Source organism: Celeribacter neptunius (assembly GCF_900113955.1).
Classification (GTDB): Bacteria; Pseudomonadota; Alphaproteobacteria; order Rhodobacterales; family Rhodobacteraceae; genus Celeribacter; species Celeribacter neptunius.
Genome location: NZ_FORH01000001.1, coordinates 249017 through 274297, shown reverse-complemented (window position 1 = coordinate 274297; position 25281 = coordinate 249017). Strand labels below are relative to the sequence as shown.

The window sequence follows — 25281 nt, the reverse complement described above, 5'->3', positions numbered from 1 at the left end:
TCAGCTTTACTCCGCCGCGTAAGCCGCTGTGACGCGGCCGGTTTTCTTGGCTTTGATACGGTCTTCGATCTCGTCGCGGAAGTGACGGATCAGGCCCTGGATCGGCCAGGCGGCGGCGTCGCCCAGCGCACAGATGGTGTGGCCTTCGACCTGTTTGGTCACGTCCAGCAGCATGTCGATCTCTTCGATCTCCGCATCGCCGGTGACCAGACGGTCCATCACGCGCATCATCCAGCCGGTGCCTTCGCGGCACGGCGTACACTGGCCGCAGCTCTCGTGTTTGAAGAACGAGGACAGGCGCCAAACGGCTTTCACCACGTCCACCGAATTGTCCATGATGATCATGCAGCCGGTGCCAAACGAGGACTTGTTCTCGCGCATCCAGTCGAAATCGAAAATCGCGTCTTCCAGCGCATCTTTCGGCAGCACCGGGCAGGAGGCGCCGCCGGGGATGATCGCCTTGAGATTGTCCCAGCCGCCGCGAATGCCGCCACCGTGTTTCTCGATGATCTCACGCACCGACATCGACATCTCTTCCTCGAAGACGCAGGGCGTGTTGACGTGGCCGGTGAGCGCCATCAGCTTGGTGCCGGAGTTGTTCGGACGGCCAAACGAAGCGAACCAATCGGCGCCGCGCCGCAGGATCGTCGGCACGACGGCGATGGATTCGACATTGTTCACCGTGGTCGGGCAGCCATAGAGGCCAGCGCCGGCCGGGAACGGCGGCTTCATCCGCGGCATGCCCTTCTTGCCCTCGAGGGACTCAATGAGCGCGGTTTCCTCGCCACAGATATAGGCCCCTGCCCCGTGGTGCAGGTAGACGTCGAAATTATAGCCGGATTTGCAGGCGTTCTTGCCGATGAGACCGGCATCATAGGCCTCGTCGATCGCGGCCTGAAGCGCCTCTTTCTCGCGGATGTACTCGCCGCGAATGTAGATGTAGGCCGCCACCGCATTCATCGCGAAACCGGCAATCAGCGCGCCCTCGACCAGCGTATGCGGGTCGTGGCGCATGATCTCGCGGTCCTTGCAGGTCGCGGGTTCGGATTCATCGGCGTTGATCACCAGATAGGCCGGGCGACCGTCGCTTTCTTTCGGCATGAAGGACCATTTGAGACCGGTCGGGAAGCCCGCCCCGCCACGGCCACGCAGACCGGAGGCTTTCATCTGATCGATGATCCAGTCGCGCCCATTGGCGAGAATGCCCGCCGTGCCATCCCAATGCCCGCGCTTTTTCGCGCCCGCGAGGCTACGGTCATTCATGCCGTAGAGGTTGGTAAAGATCCGATCCTGATCCTTGAGCATCGCTCTTATCCCTTCAGTCCTGCTGACGCGCTTTGCGCCAGATCTGATAAATCACCACAAGCGCCCACACGAAGGCGGCGAGCGCCGAGAGGTCGAGCAGGAACGCGTAGCGCAGTGGCATACCGAGTTTCCCGCCCAGCCATTGGGCCCCGAGCCAGACCAACATAGTCAAAGCGATGACAACCGCGACCATGCGCGCCTTTTTCGCCAGATGTCGGTCCTTGTCGGGAACCATGTCGTTCACTCCTTAATACACGTCGCCATCCTTGACGCGTTTGGAGAATTCCGTGTCCCCGCCTTCTGCGAGGATCCTGGCCTGTTCGGCCCATTTCGTCAGCTGCGCCGCCGAAGTGCCCTTGAGCGCGGCGCCGAGCTCTTCGATCTCCGACGCGGTGAGCGCGGCGATCTGGGCAAAGGTCGTGAGGCCGCGCTCTTCGAGCTGGACCTGAATTTTCGGCCCGACCCCCTTGATCGCTTTCAGATCATCGGGTGCGGCGGCCACTGCGGCAAAAGCCGCCGGTGCGCTTTCCAGTGTGCTTTCCGGCGTCGCTTCGACTTCGGCAACCGGCTCAACAACCGGTTCCGGCGTTTCCGCAACCTCTTCCACAACCGTCTCCTCGGCCACCGGATGCGCCTCGGGAGCTGCGGCCGCGGCGGCGGAGCGCAGTTCGCGCGTGTCGGCGGCATGCGGCTCCGCGGCGATCTCTTCGGCGGCCGAAATCGGCTCATCCCCGATCCCGGAGGTGGCCATCAGACCGGCGGCGCTGACATCGGCTTCGGGATGCCCCTCGGCCAGATCCGCGCTGTCTTCATACCAGCCGATCCACAACAGGATGGCGACCAGCAAGGCGACCAGAACGCCGACGATCACCGAGGCCGCGGTCGAATAGCCCGCGATCCACAAAAGCGCCACGAAGGCCAGAATCCCGCAAATGGCCGAAATCAGCCAGATCTTCACGGTCTTTCCCGATTGTTCCTCACTCACTCGCCGTCTCCTTTACCAATCCCTGTTGTCCGATCTGCGGGTCTTTTGACCTCTGTCGGTCTATTGATCTTCAGTATTTCGCACGTTTCGAGAATTCGGTTTCGCCGCCTTCGGCGAGAATCTTGGCCTGTTCGATCCAGCCATCACGCTCGATCCGGCCTTTGAATTTCAGCCGGTTGTCGACCCAGGCGATCTCTTCCGGTCCCCATTTGGCGACCTGATCGTAATGCCAGAAGCCCAATTCGTTGAGCGTTTGCTCGAGCTTCGGCCCGACGCCCTTGAGCATCTTGAGATCATCGGCGCCCGCCTTGCGCGGGGCTTTCATGGTGCGCGGTTTCTTCTCCGCCACCTCGCCCGCCGCAGCGGGAGCCGGTTTCGCCTCGGCCTTCGGAGCAGCGGCTTTCTTCGGAGCCGCAGCCTTTTTCGCCGGAGCCTTTTTCGCTGCGGCCTGCTGCACGGCGGATTTCGCAGCTGCCGGCGCGGCCGGCACAGAACCGTGGCCGGCGCCTTTCGAGATCCACGGGGTCAACAGCGGCACTTCAGTGCCGTCAATACGTTTCAGCGTGTCGCCGATGTCGGCAGCAAGCTGTACCGAGCCGTTATACTGGGCACCGGTGCCTTTGTACTCGGCCAGAACCACCGGACCACCGGCAGGCTCAGAGGAGTAACGCCCGGCCTGCGAGCCCGGCAGCGGCACATTGCCCGCTTCCATCTGATCGAGAAGTTTCTCGAAATTCTCGGCGGTCAGGTCCTCAAAGTAGTCCTTGCCGATCTGGGCCATCGGCGCGTTGGCGCAGGCGCCAAGGCATTCGACCTCTTCCCAGCTGAACTTGCCATCGGCGGAGAGCGTGTGCGGCTTCTCAGCGATACGGCGTTTGCACACTTCGATGATGTCGCCGGAGCCGCAGATCATGCAGGTGGTGGTGCCACAGACCTGAATATGGGCCACGGAGCCAACCGGTTGCAGCTGGAACATGAAGTAGAAGGTCGCCACTTCGAGCACACGGATATAGGGCATGCCGAGCATGTCGCCGACATATTCGATGGCGGGCTTGGTCAGCCAGCCCTCTTGTTCCTGTGCCCGCCACAGAAGCGGGATCACAGCGGATTGCGCCCGGCCTTCCGGGTATTTGGCGATCTGCCCCTCGGCCCAGGCGAGGTTCGCCGGGGTGTATTCAAAGGAGGCGGGTTGTTCAGAATAAAGACGGCGCAGCATTAGCGGTCGACCTCCCCGAAAACGATGTCCATGGTGGCGATGAGGGCGGAAACGTCGGCCAGTTGGTGACCTTTCGCCATGTGATCCATCGCCTGCAAGTGAAGGTAGCCCGGCGCACGCAGCTTGGCGCGGTAGGGTTTGTTCGACCCGTCCGAGTTGAGGTAGACGCCAAACTCGCCTTTCGGCGCTTCCACGGCGGCATAGACCTCGCCCTCGGGCAGTTTGAACCCTTCGGTGTAAAGCTTGAAGTGGTGGATGAGCGCCTCCATCGAGGTCTTCATATCCCCACGTTTCGGCGGCGTCAGCTTGCCACGGGCCAGCACGTCGCCCTGGTTTTCCGGCAGGCGCAGGAGCGCGATCGCCTGTTTGATGATCTTGGTCGCCTCGTACATTTCCTGCATGCGGCAGAGATACCGATCATAACAGTCGCCATTGGTGCCGACCGGCACCTGGAAGTCGAACTCGTCGTAACATTCGTAAGGCTGGGCGCGCCGCAGGTCCCAGGCAAGCCCAGAACCACGCACCATGACGCCGGAGAAGCCCCAGTCCTGCACCTCTTCTTCGGAGATCACACCGATATCGACGGTGCGTTGTTTGAAGATACGGTTGTCGGACAGGAGGTAATGGATGTCGTCGAGGACATTCGGGAAATGGTCGGCCCATGCGTCGATGTCGTCGAGCAGCTCCGGCGGCAGGTCCTGATGGACGCCACCCGGACGGAAATAGGCGGAGTGCAGACGAGCGCCACAGGCGCGCTCGTAGAAGATCATGAGTTTCTCACGTTCTTCAAAGCCCCAGAGCGGCGGCGTCAGCGCGCCGACGTCCATGGCGCCGGTGGTGACGTTCAACAGATGGTTCAAGACCCGGCCGATCTCGGAATAGAGCACGCGGATCAGAGAGGCACGGCGCGGGATCTCGACGCCTGCGAGTTTCTCGATCGCCAGACACCATGCATGTTCCTGGTTCATCGGCGCCACGTAATCGAGGCGGTCGAGATAGGGCAGGTTCTGCAGATAGGTGCGGTTCTCCATCAGCTTCTCGGTGCCACGGTGCAGCAGACCGATATGCGGGTCGGCACGTTCCACGATCTCGCCGTCCAGCTCGAGAACCATCCGCAACACACCGTGGGCCGCAGGGTGCTGGGGCCCGAAGTTGATGTTGAAGTTGCGGATCTTCTGTTCGCCGTCGGTGGCGTCCCGCGAGCCGTCATCATAGGTGTTTTGCCGGATGTCGCCGTCCATCATTCAGATCCTCGCCATGTTCGCCTGCCACCGCGCGGGCAGCGGGCCAAAGCTTTTTTCCACATAGGCGTATTGCGGGGCCAGGAATTGCGCCGCCTCGCGCCTTTGCTTGTCACTCAGTTGCAGTTTCACGCCCTCATGGGCATGGGGTTCCGTCTCGACGGGCCGTTCCGAGATCCCGAGAAAGGCACAGAGGCGTTTGAGCCCCTCGCCGGTCAGCAGTTCCTCGGTGAAGCCGATGAGGAGTTTGTTCTCCGGCACCGCCCGTTTCAGTTTTTCCACGATCGCCGCGTAGTCCCCCCGCGGCGCGATATGTTTTTCCAGGTCGCGATTGACCACGCGGTTCATGATCCGCTTGGCCTTGACCGCCACCTCTTCGCCCTCGCGGCGCTGGCGCTTGGCCTGCATGCGCACATGCGACCAGAGCCGATCCACCGGATCGCGCATCAGGAAGACAAAGCGCACGTCCGGCGCCATATGCGCCATCTCGCAGAGCCGCTCTTCCGTCAGAAGCCCGTAGCCCGGCGTGATGTCGCCGGCGAGTTTCTTGTCGCCGATCCCGTCCAGCAGGTAGAACAGGTAGTCGGAGACGCCCTCTTCCTTCATCTCGAGAATGCGCACGATCTCGTCCACATCGGTGATCTGCCGCTGCAGATTGGCGACCTTCCAGATGTTCTCGTTGCGCCGCGCGATGTCCTGACGCCGGATCAGATCCGCCTTGAGACGCGCGAAGACATCGAACTGGAACGCGTAATCGTCGGTGTCCACCGTGTCGAAATAGTGGATCTCCTTGATCGAGCGCAGGTGGCACTCCGGGTGATCGTGCAAATAGCGGTAAAGCGAGCTGGTGCCCGCTTTCGTCGCGCCAACGCAGATCATGATCGCCGGATCGCCACTCACCTCGCTTACGCCCCCTTCTCGTCGCCGGGAAGGATGTATTTTGCGCCCTCCCAGGGGGAGAGATTGTCGAACTGACGGTATTCCTGAACCAGTTTCACCGGCTCGTAGACCACGCGCTTGAGCTCTTCGTCATAGCGCACTTCGGTGTAGCCGGTGGCCGGGAAGTCCTTGCGCAGCGGGTAGCCGCGGAACCCGTAGTCCGTCAGCAGGCGCCGCAGATCCGGATGCCCCGAGAAGATGATCCCGAACATGTCGAAGACCTCGCGCTCGAACCAGCCGGCCGAGGGGTGCACGGAGATGATCGAGGGGATCGTTTCCTCTTCGCGCACCGCCGCGATCACGCGGATACGATGGTTCCGGTACATCGACAGGAAGTGATAGACCACATCGAAGCGCTGTTCGCGGGTCGGGTAATCCACCGCCGTGATATCCACCAGCGAGCTGAACTTGCAGGTGCCGTCGCTTTTCAGGAAGTCGATGAAATCGACGATCCCCGAGGGCGTCACGGTCACGGTCAGCTCGCCAAAGGCCACCTCCGCCTTCAACACGTCATTCGGGCGTTTCAGCTCGATATGGGCGGCGAGTTCCTTGAGGGCTTCTTCGCTCATCATCGCTCTCCTTAGCGGGCAATCGTGCCGGTGCGGCGGATTTTGCGGGACAGTTGCAGAATGCCGTACATCAGCGCCTCTGCGGTCGGCGGGCAGCCCGGGACATAGACGTCCACCGGCACGATGCGGTCACAGCCGCGCACCACCGAATAGCTGTAGTGATAATAGCCGCCGCCATTGGCGCAGGAGCCCATGGAGATCACATAGCGCGGCTCCGGCATCTGGTCGTAGACCTTGCGCAGTGCGGGCGCCATCTTGTTGGTCAGCGTACCGGCGACGATCATCAGGTCGGACTGGCGCGGCGAGGCCCGCGGCGCGGTGCCGTAGCGTTCGATGTCATAGCGCGGCATCGAGGTGTGCATCATCTCGACGGCGCAGCAGGCGAGACCAAAGGTCATCCAGTGCAGCGAGCCGGTGCGCGCCCAGTTGATGATGTCCTCGGTCGTGGTGAGCAGAAAGCCCTTGTCCTGCAGCTCGGTATTGAGCGCCTGGGTGGCGACTTCCTTATCGACGCCCGCGGTATTCGCTCCGGTCATCACGCCCATTCCAGCGCCCCTTTCTTCCATTCATAGGCAAAGCCCACGGTCAGCACAGCGAGGAACACCATCATCGACCAGAAGCCCACCAGCCCGATGTCCTTGAACGCGACGGCCCAGGGGAACAGGAAAGCGATTTCGAGATCGAAAATGATGAACAGGATCGACACGAGGTAGAACCGCACGTCGAATTTCATCCGCGCATCGTCGAATGCGTTGAACCCGCACTCATAGGCCGAGACCTTTTCAGGGTCGGGATTGCGAACGGCGAGGATGAGAGCTGCGAAGATGAACACGAGGCCCAGCGCGATGGCGAGGCCGAGGAAAATGACAATGGGGAGATATTCCCGAAGCAAGTCTTCCACGAGCGGCTCCTTGAGTAGGCGCGCTCATCGGGGAAACTCAATCGCGAGCAACCTCGGGCGCGCTGCTTTGCTAGCTTTGGCTGGTTTAGCCCCCTGCGGCAATATGGTCAACCAACGCAGGCGTGAGAAAGCCCTTGGTTTCAAGGGGGCGGGAAAGTTTTTTGCTGTCGTGATCACAATTTGCCCGATCTTCACCAGATTTCCGGAACCGGTTTGATTCGAGAATTAATTCCTACAGTTTTAATCAGAATTTAGTGCCGTTCTGAGGGACCACACCAACAATGAGATGGCGCGGTCTCTCTCCGGGAATGACAAATTCCAAACGGTGAAGAAGCCCCAAAAACGGCACTTTTCCCAACCAACCTCGGTGACGGATTTTTGGCGACACCTCGCCCCTCGGACCACGCTGTTCAACCGGATCGTCGCGCAGCACAATCCACTTCAATCCACTTCAACCTGCCGGACACGACGGGGATGAACCTCTCACGCCCCACCCCACTCAAAAGGTAGACACCCGCACGGGTCAAGCTCGCGGGGCAAGCGCCCCGCGCGGATGGCAGGCCATGTACGGCTGATTGGACGCAGGTCTGGATGATAACAAATTGAAAATAAATATCAAAAATAGTCGACAACGGATCACGGAGATCATATCTAACGGGCGCTTTGCACCTCATCGCGAATGATCCGCGCCAACATCGCGCAAGCCTCAAGACTGAAGGTCAGCGGCAGACGCATATCCATGATCGCGCGCAGCACCCGGTCGCTGTCGGGCAGGCTCTGCGGCTCGGCGTAGCGCCAGCTCTCGTAGCGCGAGGTAAAGGCCGTGGGTTCCGGTGCACCGAACCATTTCAGCTCGACGCCGCGTTTCAGGCATCCCGCGACCAGCGCTTCAATCTTGGCGTCCGGCCAATCCAGCAGCAGGAACTGAATGGAGGAGCCGACATAATGCTCGGCCTGCGGTCGCTCGATCAGGGTGAGGCCGGGCGTGTCGCGCAGCCCGTCCTCGACCACACGATAGCGCGCGTTCCAATTCTCCACCTGTTGGCTCAGGTTCCGGAGCTGCACCCGCAGGATCGCGGCCCTGAGATGATCCATCCGGCCGGAGACATTCGGGGTCACGTATTTGATCTTTTCGAACACCTCGGGGGCCGGCCCCGCGGTATGCTTGCCATAGAGCATATACGATCCCGACAACATCACCGCCCGCGCGGCCACCTCCTCATCATCGGTGATCAGGAACCCGCCCTCGCCCGAGTTGATATGTTTGTAGGTCTGGGTCGAATAACAGCCGATCACCCCGTACCGCCCGGACGGCACCCCGTCCCAGCTGGCCCCCATCGTATGGGCACAGTCTTCGATCACCGCGACACCGGCGCCGTTACAGATATACATGAGCGCATCCATGTCGACGATATGGCCGCGCATATGGCTGAGCATCAGCACCTTGGCGCCGCTTTCGGAAATTTTCACCTGAAGATCGTCGAGATCGATCACCAGTCCTTCGGTCACCCCGACAAACACCGGCTTGGCCCCCACCGCAGCAATCGCCCCCGGCACTGGCGCCAGCGTGAACGCATTGGTCAGAACCGGCTCGCCCGGCTGCACTTCCAGAGCCCGCAGCGCACAGCCCAAGGCATAGCCGCCCGAGGCCACGGCGAGGCAATATTTCGCCCCGGTGAAAGCGGCAAATTCCTCTTCGAGAAGCGCCACTTCGCCCGTCTCTCCCGGCAATGTATTATAGCGGTGCAGCCGCCCGGAACGCATCACCGCCACCGCCGCCTCGATCGCCGCCTCGGGGATCGGCTCCTGCTGGGTGAAATTGCCGGTGAACACCTCTTTCAAACTCTCGCTCATCCGATCAGCTCCTTGGTGATCTGCATCAGCTCATTATAATGGCTGAGCAACGCCTCGGGGACGAGCCCCGCCACCCCGTCGCCATCCGGCCCGAAGGTCACCAGCGCACAGGGCACCCCGGCGGCCCTGGCCGTGTTGCGGTCGGTCTCCGTATCCCCCACGAGGAAACTCTGCGCCAGAATGCCCCCGGCCTCCTCGACGGCGGCCAGATAGGGTTTCGGATCGGGTTTCGACACGCCAACGGTCTTGGCCCCGATCATCGAGCCGAAGAGATCGCGCACGCCCAGTCGCGTGAGCAGCCGGTCGGCAAGATCCTCGGGCTTGTTGGTACAGACACCGACGGCATAGCCCGCGCCCCGAAGCGCCTCGACCGCCTCGGCGGCGCCCTCATAGAGACGCGTATGCGTGTCGATGTCCTGGGCATAGGCCTCAAGCAACACCGGATATTGCGCCATCACGTCTTCCTCGGTGAAGCCGGGCCGCACCCGCGAGAAGCCGAGGCTCAGCATCGCCTTGCCGCCGCGGAACGCCGTATGCGCATCCCCGAGAGGGTCCAGCACATCACCATAGCCCAGCCCGCGAAAACACGCGTTGGCCGAGGCGATGAGATCGGCGGATGTGTCCGCCAGCGTGCCGTCGAGATCGAAAATCACCGTCTTCATGGATGCGCCTGCTCCTTGCGCCAGCTGTCCGGCGACCCACCGCTGAGGCGCCACATGGCAATCCCCCGCGCATCGCTGTAACCTGGCGTTAAAATATGTGAAGCCGTGACAAGCCATCTGACCCTTGCGGCCCTGCCAGACATGGGTAAAACGGCAAAGAGATAAAGAAAAGAGCAGATCGGGATCGACCACATGGCAACAGCCCTCCTCCTATTGGCCGCCGGCCAAGGCACGCGGATGAATTCCGAGCTGCCGAAAGTGCTGCATCAGATCGGCAATGCGCCGATGTTTGCCCATGCTCTGGCCTCCGGCGCCGCCTTGGAGCCCGAACGCACGGTTCTGGTCGTCGGCCATGGCGGCGATCAGGTCGCGGCGGAAGCGGCCAAGATCGATGACGGCATCGTGATCGCCCGCCAGGACGAACAGCTCGGCACGGCCCACGCGGTGTTGCAGGCGAAAGCGGCGCTCGACGGCTTCGACGGCGATGTCTTCATCCTCTACGGCGACACGCCTTTCGTATCTGAGGACACCATTCTGCGCATGGCCGAGGCCCGCAAACGTGCCGATGTCGTCGTGCTGGGTTTCGAGGCCGCCGATCCCGGGCGCTATGGCCGGTTGGTGATGGAGGGTGACAAGCTCACCCGCATCGTCGAATTCAAGGACGCGAGCGAGGCCGAACGCGCCATCACGCTCTGCAATTCCGGGCTGGTCGCCGCCGATGCCAAGACCCTGTTCGAGCTTCTCGCGCAGGTCGGCAATGACAATGCTGCCGGCGAATACTACCTGCCGGATATCGTTGAGATTGCTTGGGCAACCGGCCGGTCCGCCACCGCTGTCGCCTGTGACGAAGCCGAAACGCTCGGCGTGAACACCCGCGCCGAACTGGCCCGCGCCGAGGCGATTTTCCAAGAGATGAAGCGCGCCGAAGCGCTGGAGAACGGCGTCACGCTCACCGCGCCCGAAACCGTCTATTTCTCGCTCGACACCTATGTGGGCCGCGACACTGTGGTGGAACCGAATGTCATTTTCGGCCCCGGTGTCACGGTCGAGAGCGGCACGCGCATTCGCGCGTTTAGCCATTTCGAGGGCTGTCATGTGTCGATGGGCTCGACGGTCGGTCCCTTTGCCCGGCTGCGCCCCGGCGCCGAACTGGCGAACAACGCCCATATCGGCAACTTCGTCGAGGTGAAAAACGCCCAGATCGGCGAAGGCGCCAAGGTCAACCACCTGACTTACATCGGTGACGCGGAGATCGGCGACGGCACCAACGTGGGCGCCGGCACGATCACCTGCAATTACGACGGCGTGTTCAAACACCGCACCGTAGTGGGCCGCAACGCGTTCATCGGCTCGAACACCATGCTGGTGGCGCCGGTCACGGTGGGCGATGAGGCGATGACGGCCTCCGGCTCGGTGATCACATCGGACATCGAGCCGGGGGCTCTGGCGATTGCGCGCGCGAAACAGGTGAACAAGCCGATGCTCGCGGTGCGAATGTTCGATAAGTTAAAGTCTCTCAAAGCTAAAAAGCAAAAAGGTCAGTAAAATGTGCGGTATTGTAGGGATTTTGGGAAATCACGAAGCGGCTCCGATCCTCGTTGAATCGCTGAAAAAGCTCGAATACCGCGGCTATGACAGTGCCGGGATCGCCACTGTGTCCAACGGTAAGCTCGACCGCCGCCGCGCCGTCGGCAAACTGGTCAACCTGTCGGATCTCCTAGTGCATGAACCGCTGTCCGGCAAGGCCGGGATCGGCCATATCCGCTGGGCCACCCATGGCGCCGCGACCACCGGCAATGCCCATCCGCATCTCTCCGGCCCGGTCGCGGTGGTGCACAACGGCATCATCGAGAATTTCCGCGAGCTGCGGGCCGAACTGGCCGAGGCCGGCATCCACCCGGAGACCCAGACCGACTCGGAAACCGTGGCGCTGATGACGCGACTGCATATGGATCGCGGCCTCGGCCCGCGCGAAGCCGCCGTGGCCACGCTCAGGAAGCTCGAAGGCGCCTTTGCGCTGCTGTGGCTGTTCGACGGCGAAGACGATCTGATGGTCGCCGCCCGCAACGGCGCGCCGCTGGCGATCGGCCATGGCGAGGGCGAAATGTTCGCCGGCTCCGACGCCATCGCGCTGGCGCCGATGACCGACCGCATCACCTATCTCGATCAGGGCGACTATGCGTTCGTCACCCGCCAGGGCGCGGAAATCTACGACGCAGAGGACCGTCTGGCGAACCGCGAAGAGGTCCGCATCGATCTCGGCGCGACCCAGGTCGAAAAAGGCGGCTACAAACATTTCATGGCCAAGGAAATCGCCGAGCAACCGGTGGTGCTGGCCGATGCCTCGCGCCATTATCTGAGCGAAGACGGGCTGAACCTGCCCGAGGATCTGGACTTCTCGAAGATTTCCCGGCTGACGCTGGTGGCCTGCGGCACCGCCTTCTACGCCTGTTCGGTGGCGAAATACTGGTTCGAACAGCTGGCGCGCATTCCGGTCGAAATCGACGTCGCCTCGGAATTCCGCTACCGCGAGCCGCCGCTGCCCGAGGACAGCTACGCGATTTTCGTCAGCCAGTCGGGCGAAACCGCCGACACGCTGGCGGCGCTGCGCTATTGTCATGAGAAGGTGGCCAAGACCGTGGCCGTGGTCAACGTTCCGACCTCGTCTATCGCGCGGGAATGCGATGTCGCCCTGCCGATCCTCGCCGGCGTCGAGGTCGGCGTCGCCTCGACCAAGGCCTTCACCTGTCAGCTTCTGGTTCTCGCGACCCTGGCGCTCAAGGCGGCACGCGATCGCGGCCATATGAGCGAGGCGGAGCTGGCCCGGCATATGGACGCGCTACAATCCTTGCCCGCTCTGATGAACCATGCGCTGGCGCTGGACGACACGCTGAACGAGGTCTCCAACGAGCTCTCAGAGGCCCGCGACGTGCTCTTCCTCGGGCGCGGCGCAATGTATCCTCTGGCCCTCGAAGGCGCATTGAAGCTCAAGGAAATCAGCTACATCCATGCCGAAGGCTATGCTTCGGGCGAGTTGAAACACGGCCCCATCGCCCTGATCGACAGCCACACGCCGGTGATTGTCTTTGCGCCGCATGACGCGCTTTTCGACAAGACCGTGTCGAATATGCAGGAGGTCATGGCGCGTGGCGGCAAGGTGTTGCTCGTCTCGGACAAGAAAGGGCTCGATGTGGCCTCCGACGGGGTCTGGCAGACGGTCCAGATGCCCGAGGTGCCCGATCTCTTCGCGCCGCTCCTTTATGCCATCCCGGCCCAGCTCATCGCCTATCACACGGCGGTGGCCAAAGGCACGGATGTCGACCAGCCGCGCAACCTCGCGAAATCGGTGACCGTGGAATGAGCCATAAAGAAACCGCCCCGAATGGGGCGGCTTCGACGTGGATTTCCCAGAGAATGACCTGAGAACGGCGATCAGACGCCGAGTTTCGCCTTGGCGTAGTCGAGCATCTCCGGCGTAACGTCATCCGCCGTGATCGGAGTATTGCCCGTGGCATTGGCCGCAGACACGATAGCATCGACCAAGGATTCGTCCGAGATCGCCGCTTCGGCCAATGCCAGATCGTCGACCGCCGCATCGAGAACGGCCTTGTCCGCCAGCGCCCGATCCAACTCAACCTCGGCCTTTTCGACAGCCGCAAGCTGATCGAGATACTCCTGATAGCCCGGCTCTCCTTCCGCCACCGGATTCGCCGCCAGATCGGCGCTCAACTGGTCGATTTCCGACGCCCAGTCGGCCGGGGTGGAGGACAGACCGAGCGCCGCAGCGGAGGCCGCCAGATCGGCATAGCTGTCGGCATAGGCCGATCCCGCCGCATCTGCCGCACCCTGTGCGTCGTCATAGGCGGCGACCGCACCAAAATAATCCTTGATCGGTGCCATTTTCGGATCGGAAGAATTCATGATGCCATTCGGATTGCGCCCGAGCGAATTCAACGATTTGAGCGCCGCGGCAAGCGGTTTACCCCCCGGATTTCCGGCATTGGCAGAATTGCCGCGCGTGCCGGCTGTCGCCGCATTGGCCGAATTCCCCCCGGCATTGCCGGCGCTCGACGAGTTGCCGCGATTGCCTGAATGTCCAGAGTTCCCGCCATTACCCGAATTGCCGCCATTGGCCTTGTCACTGCGCGCTTCTGCGGTGTTCAGGCCCGCAAGGTCGGCGGTCACAACGGGCATCGCATAGGCAAGGGCGGAAGCGGTCAGCAGAAGTTTGACGAGTTTTTTCATTGTTCCTGTGGCTCTCTTGTGGTTTTGGCTGAGGTAGCGTTACGGCAACATAAGGGCAGAAAAATGTCGATCACTGCAGAAATGGCCATGGCAACCCTTCGTCTTTGCGCCGCCCCGGCGCAGCTCATCGCCTATCACACGGCGGTGGCCAAAGGCACGGATGTCGACCAGCCGCGCAACCTCGCGAAATCGGTGACCGTGGAATGAGCGGCAAAACGAGCTGGGCCGGCGACCGCCCCGTCCCCGTCACGCTGGCGGGCGATCATGTCCGGCTCGAACCGCTCACACAGGCGCATGCCGAGCGGCTGAAAGATGCCGTGGGCGATCTGCATCAGCTCTGGTATACGGCAGTCCCCGCGCCCGAGGCGCTTGAGGCCGAGATCGACCGGCGTCTGGGCCTGCAAGCGGCGGGCAGCATGGTTCCCTTTGCCACCTGTCTGCCCGATGGCAGGCCCGTAGGCATGACCACCTATATGCGGATTGATGCGGCGAACAAACGCGTCGAGATCGGCTCGACCTGGATTTCCCGCGATGTCCAGCGCGGACCGCTCAACACCGAGGCGAAATACCTCTTGTTGCGGCACGCGTTCGAAGCGCTGGACTGTATCGCCGTGGAATTCCGCACCCATCGGCTCAACAGCCAGAGCCGCCGTGCCATCGAACGTCTCGGCGCCCAGCTCGACGGGATTTTGCGGTCGCATCAGGTGATGCCCAATGGTACCCTGCGCGACACTGCGGTCTATTCGATCACCGCGCATGAATGGCCTGCCGTGAAAGCCGGGCTGGAAGGAAAACTGTCGCAATGACTTTTGACGAGGCGCTCAGCGCATTGACCGCCCATGCCGACGCCACCCGCGCGGCGGAACTCGAAACCCGTTTCGGGGCGGGGGCCTATCTCGGCGTGGCACCACAGGAGCTCGAGACCCTGGCACGAGACTGGCGTCAGGCGATGGACGCCCCTGCCCGACTGGAGCTGGCCCGTAGCCTTTGGCCCGACGGACCGCATGAGGCCCGGCTGATGGCTGCCAAGCTTCTGACCCAGGCGCGGATCAAGGGGGATGGCGAGATCTGGGACCAGATCTGCAGCTGGATCGCGGAAGCCCGCAATTGGGCAGAGCTGGATGCGCTCGCCGGCGCCGGGGCGCGGCGGATCGCCGCCGAGCTCTCGCGCATGGCTGTCGTCCACGATCTGGCAAAATCGAACCGCGCGCTCGACCGGCGCGCCGCTCTGGGCCTGTCCCTGCCGCTCGCCAAACTGGCGCATCCGGATGAGGCGGAGAAAAATGCCATCGACGACGTGCTCTATTGGCTGACCTATGCCTTGGAAGATGCCGACAAGGACGTGTCGCGCATGGCCGACAGCTGGCTCAAGAGCCTCGGCAAACACGACCGCAAACGCGCCGCCATGGTGCGGCGTGTGGTGAAAAGCCGGGGCAACCCCGACTGAATCGCTTGGCATAGCTGACGCGCCGCCCTAGATTACCCGTCATGTCCGATGCACCGAGCCTGAATACCCCCCGTCTGATCGACCCTTTTGCCCGCACGATTTCCTATCTGCGGCTCTCGGTCACCGATCGCTGTGATTTCCGCTGTGTCTATTGCATGGCGGAGAACATGACGTTCCTGCCGAAAAAGGATCTGCTCACGCTCGAAGAGCTGGACCGGATGTGTTCGGCCTTCATCAGCCTCGGCATCGAGAAACTGCGGATCACCGGCGGCGAGCCTCTGGTGCGGCGCGGCATCATGACGTTTTTCAATGCCATGAGCCGGCATCTCGAAAGCGGTGCGCTGAAAGAGCTGACACTGACCACCAATGGCTCGCAGCTCGCCCGGTTTGCCACGGATCTCCATGCCGCCGGCGTGCGGCGGATCAACGTCTCGCTCGACACGCTCGATGCGGAGAAATTCGCCCGTGTGACCCGTTGGGGCCGGCTCGATCAGGTGCTCAAGGGCATCGAAGCCGCCCGCAATGCCGGGCTGAGGGTCAAGATCAACACCGTGGCGCTCAAGGGCTTCAACGAGGACGAGCTGTTTGCCCTCACCGACTGGTGCGCCCGCGAGGATATGGATCTGACCTTTATCGAGGTGATGCCGATGGGCGATCTCGGCGAGGAACAGGACCGGATCGGGCAATATTGGTCGTTGGAAGACCTGCGCGCCCAGCTCGAAGACCGTTTTACCCTCACCGATCTGTCGGAAAGCACCGGCGGCCCCGCGCGCTATGTCCGCGTCGCCGAGACCGGGCAGAAAATCGGTATGATCACACCGCTGTCTCACAATTTCTGCTCGAGCTGCAACCGGGTGCGAATGAATTGCACCGGTGAGCTCTACATGTGCCTCGGGCAAGAGGACAACATGAGCCTGCGCGACATCCTGCGCGCACATCCCGACGATGACGCACCGCTGCACGCCGCGATCCGCCGCGCCATCGGCCAGAAACCGGAAGAACACAGTTTCGACTATTCTGACGATCAGATCGCCGGCCAGATGTCGCGGCACATGAGCCATACCGGCGGCTAGTAACAGGCCGATCGGCCTCCCTGCCCGCCCCTCTTGTGCCTGCGATGATCTTGCGGCATCTTCCCGCCGTCAGGTGCCCTCCCCCGGAGGGATAATCGGGAAGTCGGGTCAGAGCCGACGCGGGCCCGCCGCTGTAAGAGGGACGAATTGGCACAGGCCACTGGAGCGATCCGGGAAGGCGCCATCTTCGGAAGATCTCAAGCCAGAAGACCGGCCTGACGACATTGCGCGCGCTGTATGGACGGCATCGCGGCAATCACCGAAGCTTGAGGAGGCTGCCATGCCCACCCCGTCCACATCTGTGCCCCAACCTGCATCCGCACCTGCGCCCTCGCCCGCGCGCGTCTTTTCCGAGGCCGAAAGACAGGCGGTCTATGACGCGATTTTCCACCGCCGCGATGTACGCAACGAATTCAAGCCTGACGCCGTAGAGCCGGAAGCGCTTGAGCGGGTGTTGCGCGCGGCCCATGCCGCCCCCTCTGTCGGATTATCGCAACCGTGGAATTTCATCCTGATCCGCGACGAGACCCGGCGCAGCGAGATCGAACAGGCGTTTTCCCGCGCCAATGCGGAAGCGCTGGAGATGTTTCCCGATCACCGGCGCGCCGACTACGCCGCGCTCAAGCTGCAAGGCATCCGCAAGGCACCGCTGAACATCTGCGTCACCTGTGATCGCAGCCGCGGCGGTGAGGTCGTGCTGGGGCGGACCCATAATCGCGACATGGATCTCTATTCGACGGTCTGCGCGGTGCAGAACCTGTGGCTTGCCGCCCGTGCCGAGGGCATCGGCGTCGGATGGGTGAGCATTTTTCACGAAAGCGATCTGAAGCGCATCCTCAACCTGCCGGAGCATGTCAGCGTCGTGGCCTATCTCTGTGTCGGCTATGTCGATGAGCTCTACGACCGGCCGGAACTGGCCCTGCGCCGTTGGGCCGAGGTGGCAGATCTGCGGGAGGTGGTGCTGGAAGAGACCTGGCCGGAGGCTACAGCCGACCTCTGACCCCGGTGGAGCGCCCACACAGGCGCCCCATTTTTTTCAGCTCAAAGCGACGGCAGGCAGCGCGAGCGCGCCGGACCGGTCTGAATGTGGATAGAGGATCTTGCGGGCGGAGGTGTGCGGGCGGTGGTGGCAGCGTCATACGGCCCCGCCACAGCCACACAGCCCTGCCACAGAACTCAGAAAGAAACCGCCACATCGATCCTCTGGCCGATCGGGACCGAGACCAGCCCGGCAGCCAGAACCCCCTTATAGAGCTCCTGATTACCTGCGAGCGCCTGGTGTCGCGGGCATACTCCTTGCCCAGACCAAAGCAGGCGCGGGTGGCGGGGCCTCCCAGGCAAACATCTCCATTTAGAGAATATGGAGATGCAGCAGGGCGATGGCCCCGATCCCGTGACATGGCGATTTCCAGCACTTCTCGGCGCTTAGGCCGCCGGCAGGCGGCTTTCGATCATTTCGGCGTACCAGGAACAGCCCGCCGGCAGGGTCTCGTCGTTGAAATTGTATTTCGGATGGTGCACCGGCGCGCCGGGACCGTTGCCGACGATGATATAGGCGCCGGGACGTTCCTCGAGCATATAGGCGAAATCCTCGCCGCCCATCACCAGCGGATATTCCTCGCAGCCGCCCGCGACCCTGGTCGCCGCCTCGATGGCATATTCGGTTTCCTGATCGTGGTTCACCATCACCGGGTAACCGCGATGATAATCCACTTCGACTTCAGCGCCGTAAGTTGCGCCGACGCCGGCACAGATCGCCTCGAGACGTTCCTGGGCCTGATCGCGCACCTCGGCATCGAGCGTGCGCACCGTGCCTTTGAGCAAGACCGTGGCGGGCAGGACGTTATGGGCTTTCGAAGAGGATTCGACGGTGCAGACCGAGACCACCACCTGTTTCGTCGGATCGACATTGCGCGAGGCGATGGTCTGAAGCGCCACCACCAGATGCGCAGCGGTCACCGTGCTGTCGACGGCCTCTTGCGGTTTCGCCGCGTGGCCACCCTTGCCGCGCACCACGATGTCGAACTCGTCGGCAGCGGCAAAGAACGGGCCGGAGCGAATCGCGAATTTGCCGGTCTCGAGATTGGGCCAGTTGTGCATGCCGTAGACCTCATCGATGCCGAAGCGGTCCATCAGCCCCTCTTCGCACATGACCCGGCCACCACCGCCGCCCTCTTCGGCAGGTTGGAAGATCACCACGGCCGTGCCGTCGAAATTGCGGGTCTCGCAGAGATATTTCGCCGCCCCCAGAAGCATGGAAGTGTGACCGTCATGGCCACAGGCATGCATGACGCCCGGGTTTTTCGAAGCATATTCGACGCCGGTTTCCTCCAGGATCGGCAGGGCATCCATATCGGCCCGCAGGCCCACGGTGCGGCCCTTGCTGTCGGTCTTGCCCTTGATCACACCGACAACGCCGGTCTTGGCCATGCCTTCGACCACCTCGTCACAGCCGAATTCGCGCAACAATTCCGCGACCTTTTTCGCGGTACGCGGCAATTCGAATTGCAGCTCAGGGTTTTCGTGAATGTCTCGTCGCCATGCGGTGATTTCAGGAAGCATTTCTGCGAGGCGGTTCTTAACAGGCATTGGTCTCTCCGAGGGTGTTTGGGTCCGGACTGGCGCCAGTGCGCCGCGAGCTCCGGAAGTCGGCTCAGGGGACGCCGCAAGCGCGCCCCTGACAAGGTGCGATTTGGCACACCCCCCTGTGAGGTTCGCTTTTCGGCATTCTCAGACCAAAGGTGATCGTCCAGTGATCATTGGTCAAGCAGATCTGCCTCACAATTTATCCATTGGTAAAAAAATTTGCACAAAACCTCACGTAAACTCTTGCGGCGCGCAAATGAGGTGATACCGTTTCCTCGAGACCGATCCCGGATCAACCGGGGCGGAAGGTCAAAAATAAATAAAACCAACAGCTTGGGGGTCAAAGCATGGCCGATGGGGCCGCACCCGTACTCGATGTCCGGGACCTGAAGACCGTTTTCAAAACGCGGGCCGGGTCCGTTCATGCCGTGAATTCCGTTTCTTTCTCACTCAAGCCTGGTGAATTATTAGGCGTTGTCGGCGAGTCCGGCTCCGGCAAATCGGTGACCATGATGTCGCTGATTGGCCTGATCCCCTCGCCGCCGGCGCAGGTCACCGGCGACGGTGTCAATTTCGGCGGGATCGATCTGTTGAAAGCCTCGGATGACGAGCTGCGCAGCATTCGCGGCGCCCGCATCGGCTTTGTGTTTCAGGACCCGATGACCTCGCTGAACCCGGTGTTCACGGTCGGCTACCAGATCATGGAGCCGCTCCGCAAACACATGGGCATGGACAAGCGCGCGGCGCGCAAGCGTGCGGTCGAGCTTCTGGAACTCGTCGGCATCCCCGATGCCGAACGGCGTCTCAAGGATTTCCCACATCAGTTTTCCGGCGGCATGCGCCAGCGGGTGATGATCGCCATCGCGCTGGCCTGTGACCCGGAAGTGCTGATCGCCGACGAACCGACGACCGCACTCGATGTCACCATTCAGGCGCAGATCCTCGAGCTGATGCACGAGCTGCGCGAGAAGCTCGGCATGGCGGTGATCTGGATCACCCATGACCTGGGCGTGATCGCCGGCATCGCCGATCGGGTGCTCGTCATGTATGGCGGTCAGATCGTCGAACATGCCCCGGTGCGCGAGCTGTTCAAACATCCGCGTCACCCCTATACCCGGGCGCTTTTGAAGACCGTGCCTTCGGTGCGCGGCGAACGCGAAGAGCGGCTCGAGGTGATCGAAGGCCAGCCGCCGATCCTGCGGGCGGAACCGTCCTCCTGTTCCTTTGCCCCGCGCTGCCCCTTTGCCTTCGAGCATTGCCTGCGGGAAAACCCGCCGCGCTTCGACATCGGCGCCGGGCATGACGCCGCCTGTTTCTATGATTTCGAGACCGGGGCGCCCCGCAGTTCCGCAACCGCGATGGCCAAAGAAGAGGCACAGCTCGATGCTGGATGACACCAAGTCGAACAAGGTTCTGGTCGAGGTCAAAGACCTGAAAATGCATTTCCCGATCCATGCCGGGATTTTCAAGAAACGCGTCGGCGAGGTGAAAGCCGTCGATGGCATCAGCTTCGACATTTACGAGGGGGAGACGCTCGGTCTCGTGGGCGAGAGCGGCTGTGGCAAATCCACCGCCGGGCGCGCGATCCTCAGGCTCTATGACATCACCGAAGGCTCGGTGAAGATCGACGGGGTGGAGATCGGCGACACACCGCAGCCCAACCTGCGCAAGATGCGCCCGACCATGCAGATGGTGTTCCAGGACCCGCAGGCGTCCCTGAACCCGCGCATGTCGGTGGCCGCGATCATCGGCGAGCCGCTCAATGAGCACTCGGACATGTCGAAGGCCGAAAAGCGCGAGAAAGTCCTGTCCCTGATGGATCAGGTGGGGCTGAACCGCGATTTCGCCAATCGCTATCCGCATGAGTTTTCCGGCGGTCAGCGGCAAAGGATCGGCATCGCCCGGGCGCTTGCGCTCAACCCGAAATTCATCGTCTGTGACGAACCGATTGCGGCTCTGGACGTATCGATCCAGGCGCAGGTGGTGAACCTGCTGGAAGATCTGCAGGAAGAGTTCGGCCTGACCTATCTGTTCATCTCCCATGACCTGTCGATGGTGCGCCATATCGCGGACCGGGTGGCGGTGATGTATCTCGGCCGGGTGGTCGAACTGGCCTCGCGCGAGACGCTGTTTTCGGACCCGAAACACCCCTATACCCAGGCGCTTCTCTCGGCCGTGCCGGAGCCGGACCCCTGGCTCGAGGAAAAGGTGGACCGCATTCTTTTGGAGGGCGACGTGCCCTCGCCGTCGAACCCGCCCAAGGGCTGCAATTTCTGCACCCGCTGCCCGCAGGTGATGGAGATTTGCAAAACCGAGGAACCACCCACGGTGGAGATCGCGCCGGGCCATATCGCGGCCTGCCATCTGTATTCCTGACCGTCATAGCAAGCAGAGCGCCGCAAAGGCGCCACCCATGAGGACAAGAGCATCCAACTAGGAGAGGTTATCAAAATGAATATCAAGACTGCCCTGAAGGGCACCGTTTGGGGCGCTGTCGCCGGTCTCGCACTGGCTCCGGCAGCCTTCGCGGAACGCGGCGCCGACGGCCATGTGAATATTATCTATTGGCAAGCGCCCTCGACGATGAACCCCTATCTGTCGGGCGGCACGAAAGAGCTCGAAGTCGGCTCGCTCGTGCTCGAACCGCTGGCCCGCTACGACGAGACCGGTGCCATGGTGCCGTTCCTGGCCGAGAGCGTGCCGACCGTGGAAAACGGCGGTGTCTCCGCCGACCTGACCACCGTCACCTGGAAGCTGAAAGAAGGCCTGAAATGGTCCGATGGTTCCGATCTGACCTCTGAAGACGTGAAATTCACCTGGGAATACTGCACCTCCGAAGGCGGCGGCTGCGCCCAGTCCGAGAAATACAATGACGTGGTCTCCGTCGAGACCCCGGACGATCTGACCGTGATCGTGACCTTCGGCGTGCCGAAGCCCTTCCCCTACGGTCCTTTCGTCGGCGCTCAGGCTCCGATCATCCAGAAGGCCCAGTTCGCCAATTGCACCGGTGAAGCCATGGCGTCCTGCACCGAGCAGAACTTTGCCCCGATCGGCACCGGCCCCTTCGTGGTCGACGAGTTCAAGACCAATGACGTGGTCTCCATGTCCGCCAACCCGAACTATCGCGACCCGATGAAACCGGCGTTCGCGACCGCGACCGTCAAGGGCGGTGGCGATGCCGCTGCGGCGGGTCGTTCGGTGCTCGAGACCGGTGAATTCGACTACGCCTGGAACCTGCAGCTCGCCCCCGATGTGCTCGCCGATATGGAAGCCAAGGGCAAAGGCCATCTCGAAGTCTCCTTCGGCACGCTGGTCGAGCGCATCATGGTGAACTTCACCGATCCGAACCCGGCTCTGGGTGACGAGCGCGCCACCGCCGCGCATCCGCACCCGTTCCTCTCGGACATCAACGTGCGCAAGGCGCTTTCCATGGCGATCGACCGTGAGCTTCTGGTCGAGATCGGCTATGGCGCCGCGGGCACCGTGACCTGCAACGTGCTGCCGGCCCCGGCGATCTACGCCTCGACCGCCAATGATGGCTGCATGACCCAGGACATCGAAGGCGCGAAGGCGCTTCTGGATGAGGCCGGCTGGGTGCCGGGTGCCGATGGCATCCGCGAAAAGGACGGCGTGAAACTGTCGCTCCTGTACCAGACCTCGACCAACGCCGTGCGTCAGGATTTCCAGGCGATCATCAAACAGTGGTGGAACGAGATCGGCGTTGAAGTCGAACTGCGCAACATCGACAGCTCGGTGTTCTTCGGCGGCGATGCCGGTTCCCCGGACACCTTCCAGAAGTTCTACGCGGATCTCGAGATGTACGCGAACAACTTCGACGGCACCGACCCGGAAGCCTATATGGCCAACTGGGAATGCAAACAGGCGCCGCGTCCGGAAACCCAGTGGCAGGGCAACAACATGCCGCGCTACTGCTCCGAAGAGTATGACGCGCTGGTCGCCGAAATGGCCAAGACCGGTGAGCTCAACAAACGCGCCGAGCTGGCGAAAGCCATGAACGACATGCTGATGCAGGACTATGCGATCATCCCGCTGGTCTATCGCGGTCGTGTCTCCGCCGCTTCCAACACCTTGGGTGGCGTGGTCATGAACTCCTGGGATTCCGAACTCTGGAATGCCGCGGACTGGTATCGCGAGAAGTAATCTCGCCCCGGGCGTCCCCTTTCGGGGGCGCCCACTTCCCTCTTCTTCAAAGACAAAAGACCTGAACCGAGGCGCCGCCCTATGCTCCATTACACGATCCGTCGTCTGCTCATCTCCATCCCGACGCTTCTGTTCATCTCTTTGGTGATCTTCCTGCTTCTGGATCTCGCCCCCGGCGATCCGATGGCCTCGATCCCTCTGACCGTGCCGCCCGAGGTAAAAGAAAAGATGCGCGAAGCGCTGGGTCTCGGCGAACCGGTGCATATCCGCTTCCTGAACTGGATGTACCAGTTCTTCGTCGTCGAACCGCAGGTGCTGATCGACCATATCTTCGGTACGGGTTTTGCCGAGGGCAAACAGCGGATCATCTCGTTCCAGTCGCGCTCGCCGGTGATGGCGGTGGTTGCCGAACGCATGCCGCAGACGCTCTGGGTGGTCGGCCTGTCCTATATTTTCGCGACGCTGATCGCCGTGCCGATCGGCATCGTCTCCGCCTATCGCCAATATAGCTGGTTCGACCAGCTCGGCACATTCATCTCGATGATCGGCTTTTCGATCCCGACCTTCTTCTCCGGCGTTTTGCTGATCGTGGTCTTCTCGGTGATCCTCGGCTGGTTCCCGTCGATCTATGACACCACGCTCGAGGTGACCGACTGGTCCTCCTTCCTGCAACAGGTGAAGCAGATGGCGATGCCGGTCTTTGTGCTCACGCTCTACAACGCCGCCCAGGTCAGCCGCTTCATGCGCGCCTCGATGCTCGACAATCTCAATCAGGACTATGTCCGCACCGCCCGCGCCAAGGGCATGTCCGAGCGTGTCGTGGTGCTGATGCATGTGCTGCGAAACTCGATGATCCCGGTGGTCACCGTGATCGCACTTGGCGTGCCGAACATCTTCGGCGGCGCCATCATCACCGAGCAGGTGTTTCAGGTGAACGGTCTGGGTCAGATGCTGATCACCGCGATCTACGCCTCGGACGCGCCGATGGTGCAGACGCTGACCTTCATCTTCGCCGTGCTCATCGTTCTCTTCAACCTCATCGCGGATATCCTCTATGGCATTCTCGATCCGCGCATTCGCTACGACTAAGGGAGGTTGACCATGACTGACGCAACCGCATCCACAAACGTTCAGGCCCCCCGCCCGCCGCGCAATCAATGGTGGGATGTCTGGGACCAGTTCAAGACCCATAAAGGCGCGATGGCCGGGCTGATCTTTTTCGTCTTCATCGTCGCCGCCGTCTATCTCGGCCCCTATGTCTGGACCCTCGATCCGACCTATATCGACATCCGGGCCCGCAATTCCGGCCCGTCGCTGGCGCATCCCTTTGGCGCCGACCAGCTGGGCCGCGATATCCTTGCGCGCATGTTGCAGGGCGGTCAGGTCTCGATCTCCGTCGGGCTCACCGCCATGGGGCTGTCGCTGGTGCTCGGCACATTCGTCGGCGTGCTGGCGGGCTATTGGAAACGTCTCGACGGGCTGTTGATGCGCCTGACCGACCTGTTTCTCGCCCTGCCGCTGCTGCCGCTGCTGCTGGTCATCATCATGCTGTTCCGCGATCCGCTCCGCGCCATGTTCGGGCTGGAGACCGGGATTTTCATCCTGATCGTCTTCGTCATCGGCATCACCTCCTGGATGCAGACCGCCCGCATTGTCCGCGGCGATGTGCTGGCCCTGAAAGAGCGCGAATATGTGCTCGCGGCCCGTTCCATCGGCACGCCGTCGCAACGCGTGGTGATGCGGCATATCCTGCCCAACATCATGTCGCCGATCATGGTCTCGGCCACGTTGGGCATTGCCAATGCGATCATCACCGAATCTGCGCTGTCCTTCCTCGGTCTCGGCTTCCCGCCGGATTACCCGACCTGGGGGCGGCTGCTGTTCGATGCCAAGGACATGATCCAGCAATATCCCGAACGCGTCATCTGGCCGGGTCTGGCGATCTCGCTCACGGTTCTGGCAGTGAACTATATCGGTGACGGGCTGCGCGACGCTCTGGACCCGCGCATTCGCGGCCGGTAAGCGCATCGACCCCGGCATCTTCAAATAAAAACGAAAACGCGCCGCTCGCCCCGGCGCGTTTTTCTTTGTTCATCG

Annotated in this window: 25 protein-coding genes and 1 riboswitch; of the genes, 12 read left to right on the top strand and 13 right to left on the bottom strand. The window is 62.1% G+C overall.

The window, feature by feature from the left end; all coding sequences use genetic code 11:
* Nucleotides 1-6 precede the first annotated feature (6 nt).
* The 11 genes from nuoF to BM151_RS01345 form a co-directional block, all read right to left on the bottom strand.
* Nucleotides 7-1305: an NADH-quinone oxidoreductase subunit NuoF gene (nuoF, locus tag BM151_RS01395; protein WP_090056072.1), complete on the bottom strand. Its 1299-nt coding sequence runs from the start codon at nt 1303-1305 to the stop codon at nt 7-9.
* 13 nt (nt 1306-1318) lie between these two features.
* Nucleotides 1319-1540 carry a DUF5337 domain-containing protein gene (locus BM151_RS01390; protein ID WP_090056069.1) on the bottom strand — a complete coding sequence of 74 codons (222 nt, stop codon included), beginning with the start codon at nt 1538-1540 and terminating at the stop codon, nt 1319-1321.
* 12 nt (nt 1541-1552) lie between these two features.
* On the bottom strand, nt 1553-2290 hold the full coding sequence (locus tag BM151_RS01385; RefSeq protein ID WP_090056065.1) for a hypothetical protein: 738 nt from the start codon (nt 2288-2290) through the stop codon (nt 1553-1555).
* 70 nt (nt 2291-2360) lie between these two features.
* Nucleotides 2361-3506 carry an NADH-quinone oxidoreductase subunit E gene (locus tag BM151_RS01380; RefSeq protein ID WP_090056062.1) on the bottom strand — a complete coding sequence of 382 codons (1146 nt, stop codon included), beginning with the start codon at nt 3504-3506 and terminating at the stop codon, nt 2361-2363.
* A complete protein-coding gene (locus BM151_RS01375) occupies nt 3506-4750 on the bottom strand; it encodes an NADH-quinone oxidoreductase subunit D (protein WP_090056058.1) in 1245 nt (414 codons plus the stop codon). Before BM151_RS01375 ends, BM151_RS01380 begins: the two co-directional genes overlap by 1 nt.
* On the bottom strand, nt 4751-5647 hold the full coding sequence (locus BM151_RS01370; protein WP_090056054.1) for a sulfotransferase: 897 nt from the start codon (nt 5645-5647) through the stop codon (nt 4751-4753).
* A 5-nt stretch (nt 5648-5652) separates the two neighbouring features.
* Nucleotides 5653-6255: an NADH-quinone oxidoreductase subunit C gene (locus tag BM151_RS01365; RefSeq protein WP_090059071.1), complete on the bottom strand. Its 603-nt coding sequence runs from the start codon at nt 6253-6255 to the stop codon at nt 5653-5655.
* An 11-nt stretch (nt 6256-6266) separates the two neighbouring features.
* Nucleotides 6267-6800, bottom strand: a complete 534-nt coding sequence (locus tag BM151_RS01360; RefSeq protein WP_177212990.1) for a NuoB/complex I 20 kDa subunit family protein — start codon at nt 6798-6800, stop codon at nt 6267-6269.
* A complete protein-coding gene (locus BM151_RS01355) occupies nt 6791-7156 on the bottom strand; it encodes an NADH-quinone oxidoreductase subunit A (RefSeq protein WP_090056047.1) in 366 nt (121 codons plus the stop codon). The genes BM151_RS01360 and BM151_RS01355 overlap by 10 nt, the downstream gene beginning before the upstream one ends.
* A 651-nt stretch (nt 7157-7807) precedes the next feature.
* Entirely contained in the window at nt 7808-9010 is a 1203-nt protein-coding gene (locus BM151_RS01350) for a DegT/DnrJ/EryC1/StrS family aminotransferase (RefSeq protein ID WP_090056043.1), read from the bottom strand.
* Nucleotides 9007-9672 carry an HAD-IA family hydrolase gene (locus tag BM151_RS01345; protein ID WP_090056038.1) on the bottom strand — a complete coding sequence of 222 codons (666 nt, stop codon included), beginning with the start codon at nt 9670-9672 and terminating at the stop codon, nt 9007-9009. Before BM151_RS01345 ends, BM151_RS01350 begins: the two co-directional genes overlap by 4 nt.
* A 192-nt stretch (nt 9673-9864) precedes the next feature.
* Between BM151_RS01345 and glmU the strand changes: the two genes are divergently transcribed.
* Together glmU and glmS are read left to right on the top strand one after the other, a co-directional pair.
* Complete coding sequence (glmU, locus tag BM151_RS01340; protein ID WP_090056033.1) at nt 9865-11217, top strand: bifunctional UDP-N-acetylglucosamine diphosphorylase/glucosamine-1-phosphate N-acetyltransferase GlmU; 1353 nt, start codon at nt 9865-9867, stop codon at nt 11215-11217.
* 1 nt (nt 11218) lies between these two features.
* Complete coding sequence (gene glmS, locus BM151_RS01335; protein ID WP_090056029.1) at nt 11219-13033, top strand: glutamine--fructose-6-phosphate transaminase (isomerizing); 1815 nt, start codon at nt 11219-11221, stop codon at nt 13031-13033.
* A 71-nt stretch (nt 13034-13104) separates the two neighbouring features.
* Here glmS and BM151_RS21370 read toward each other — a convergent pair whose 3' ends face one another.
* Nucleotides 13105-13917 carry a hypothetical protein gene (locus BM151_RS21370; RefSeq protein ID WP_143093011.1) on the bottom strand — a complete coding sequence of 271 codons (813 nt, stop codon included), beginning with the start codon at nt 13915-13917 and terminating at the stop codon, nt 13105-13107.
* Between the two features lie 63 nt (nt 13918-13980).
* Here BM151_RS21370 and BM151_RS21525 point away from each other — a divergent pair, with 63 nt between their 5' ends.
* The 5 genes from BM151_RS21525 to bluB all read left to right on the top strand — a co-directional run bounded on the left by BM151_RS21525 (nt 13981) and on the right by bluB (nt 17437).
* Nucleotides 13981-14124 (top strand): hypothetical protein, encoded by a 144-nt coding sequence (locus tag BM151_RS21525; RefSeq protein WP_177212971.1) that lies wholly within the window; start codon nt 13981-13983, stop codon nt 14122-14124.
* Entirely contained in the window at nt 14121-14723 is a 603-nt protein-coding gene (locus tag BM151_RS01320; protein WP_090056018.1) for a GNAT family N-acetyltransferase, read from the top strand. Before BM151_RS21525 ends, BM151_RS01320 begins: the two co-directional genes overlap by 4 nt.
* A complete protein-coding gene (locus tag BM151_RS01315) occupies nt 14720-15364 on the top strand; it encodes a DNA alkylation repair protein (protein WP_177212989.1) in 645 nt (214 codons plus the stop codon). Before BM151_RS01320 ends, BM151_RS01315 begins: the two co-directional genes overlap by 4 nt.
* A 41-nt stretch (nt 15365-15405) precedes the next feature.
* Entirely contained in the window at nt 15406-16437 is a 1032-nt protein-coding gene (gene moaA / locus BM151_RS01310; protein WP_090056010.1) for a GTP 3',8-cyclase MoaA, read from the top strand.
* Nucleotides 16438-16491: 54 nt separating this feature from the next.
* Nucleotides 16492-16670: riboswitch (cobalamin riboswitch) on the top strand.
* A gap of 47 nt (nt 16671-16717) precedes the next feature.
* Nucleotides 16718-17437: a 5,6-dimethylbenzimidazole synthase gene (gene bluB, locus BM151_RS01305; RefSeq protein WP_090056005.1), complete on the top strand. Its 720-nt coding sequence runs from the start codon at nt 16718-16720 to the stop codon at nt 17435-17437.
* Nucleotides 17438-17862: 425 nt separating this feature from the next.
* Here the strand turns inward: bluB and BM151_RS01300 are convergent, their stop codons facing one another.
* On the bottom strand, nt 17863-19026 hold the full coding sequence (locus BM151_RS01300) for a M20 aminoacylase family protein (protein ID WP_090056002.1): 1164 nt from the start codon (nt 19024-19026) through the stop codon (nt 17863-17865).
* Nucleotides 19027-19370: 344 nt separating this feature from the next.
* Here BM151_RS01300 and BM151_RS01295 point away from each other — a divergent pair, with 344 nt between their 5' ends.
* From BM151_RS01295 to BM151_RS01275, 5 genes are all read left to right on the top strand, one after another.
* Entirely contained in the window at nt 19371-20417 is a 1047-nt protein-coding gene (locus BM151_RS01295; protein ID WP_090055999.1) for an ABC transporter ATP-binding protein, read from the top strand.
* Nucleotides 20407-21399 carry an ABC transporter ATP-binding protein gene (locus BM151_RS01290; RefSeq protein WP_090055995.1) on the top strand — a complete coding sequence of 331 codons (993 nt, stop codon included), beginning with the start codon at nt 20407-20409 and terminating at the stop codon, nt 21397-21399. The genes BM151_RS01295 and BM151_RS01290 overlap by 11 nt, the downstream gene beginning before the upstream one ends.
* Before the next feature lie 75 nt (nt 21400-21474).
* Nucleotides 21475-23184, top strand: coding sequence for a peptide ABC transporter substrate-binding protein (locus BM151_RS01285; protein ID WP_090055989.1), 1710 nt, complete (start codon nt 21475-21477; stop codon nt 23182-23184).
* Nucleotides 23185-23265: 81 nt separating this feature from the next.
* Entirely contained in the window at nt 23266-24273 is a 1008-nt protein-coding gene (locus tag BM151_RS01280; protein WP_090055987.1) for an ABC transporter permease, read from the top strand.
* Nucleotides 24274-24285: 12 nt separating this feature from the next.
* The gene (locus tag BM151_RS01275; protein ID WP_090055983.1) at nt 24286-25206 is read left to right on the top strand and encodes an ABC transporter permease; all 921 of its coding nucleotides are present in this window, start codon (nt 24286-24288) and stop codon (nt 25204-25206) included.
* Nucleotides 25207-25281 lie beyond the last annotated feature (75 nt).

Coding starts and splice junctions, on each gene's coding strand:
- nuoF (WP_090056072.1), bottom strand. CDS start 1,305: ATGCTCAAGGATCAGGATCGGATCTTTACCAACCTCTACGGCATGAAT.
- BM151_RS01390 (WP_090056069.1), bottom strand. CDS start 1,540: ATGGTTCCCGACAAGGACCGACATCTGGCGAAAAAGGCGCGCATGGTC.
- BM151_RS01380 (WP_090056062.1), bottom strand. CDS start 3,506: ATGCTGCGCCGTCTTTATTCTGAACAACCCGCCTCCTTTGAATACACC.
- BM151_RS01375 (WP_090056058.1), bottom strand. CDS start 4,750: ATGATGGACGGCGACATCCGGCAAAACACCTATGATGACGGCTCGCGG.
- BM151_RS01365 (WP_090059071.1), bottom strand. CDS start 6,255: ATGAGCGAAGAAGCCCTCAAGGAACTCGCCGCCCATATCGAGCTGAAA.
- BM151_RS01360 (WP_177212990.1), bottom strand. CDS start 6,800: ATGGGCGTGATGACCGGAGCGAATACCGCGGGCGTCGATAAGGAAGTC.
- BM151_RS01350 (WP_090056043.1), bottom strand. CDS start 9,010: ATGAGCGAGAGTTTGAAAGAGGTGTTCACCGGCAATTTCACCCAGCAG.
- BM151_RS01345 (WP_090056038.1), bottom strand. CDS start 9,672: ATGAAGACGGTGATTTTCGATCTCGACGGCACGCTGGCGGACACATCC.
- glmU (WP_090056033.1), top strand. CDS start 9,865: ATGGCAACAGCCCTCCTCCTATTGGCCGCCGGCCAAGGCACGCGGATG.
- glmS (WP_090056029.1), top strand. CDS start 11,219: ATGTGCGGTATTGTAGGGATTTTGGGAAATCACGAAGCGGCTCCGATC.
- BM151_RS21370 (WP_143093011.1), bottom strand. CDS start 13,917: ATGAAAAAACTCGTCAAACTTCTGCTGACCGCTTCCGCCCTTGCCTAT.
- BM151_RS21525 (WP_177212971.1), top strand. CDS start 13,981: ATGTCGATCACTGCAGAAATGGCCATGGCAACCCTTCGTCTTTGCGCC.
- BM151_RS01320 (WP_090056018.1), top strand. CDS start 14,121: ATGAGCGGCAAAACGAGCTGGGCCGGCGACCGCCCCGTCCCCGTCACG.
- BM151_RS01315 (WP_177212989.1), top strand. CDS start 14,720: ATGACTTTTGACGAGGCGCTCAGCGCATTGACCGCCCATGCCGACGCC.
- moaA (WP_090056010.1), top strand. CDS start 15,406: ATGTCCGATGCACCGAGCCTGAATACCCCCCGTCTGATCGACCCTTTT.
- bluB (WP_090056005.1), top strand. CDS start 16,718: ATGCCCACCCCGTCCACATCTGTGCCCCAACCTGCATCCGCACCTGCG.
- BM151_RS01300 (WP_090056002.1), bottom strand. CDS start 19,026: ATGCCTGTTAAGAACCGCCTCGCAGAAATGCTTCCTGAAATCACCGCA.
- BM151_RS01295 (WP_090055999.1), top strand. CDS start 19,371: ATGGCCGATGGGGCCGCACCCGTACTCGATGTCCGGGACCTGAAGACC.
- BM151_RS01290 (WP_090055995.1), top strand. CDS start 20,407: ATGCTGGATGACACCAAGTCGAACAAGGTTCTGGTCGAGGTCAAAGAC.
- BM151_RS01285 (WP_090055989.1), top strand. CDS start 21,475: ATGAATATCAAGACTGCCCTGAAGGGCACCGTTTGGGGCGCTGTCGCC.
- BM151_RS01280 (WP_090055987.1), top strand. CDS start 23,266: ATGCTCCATTACACGATCCGTCGTCTGCTCATCTCCATCCCGACGCTT.
- BM151_RS01275 (WP_090055983.1), top strand. CDS start 24,286: ATGACTGACGCAACCGCATCCACAAACGTTCAGGCCCCCCGCCCGCCG.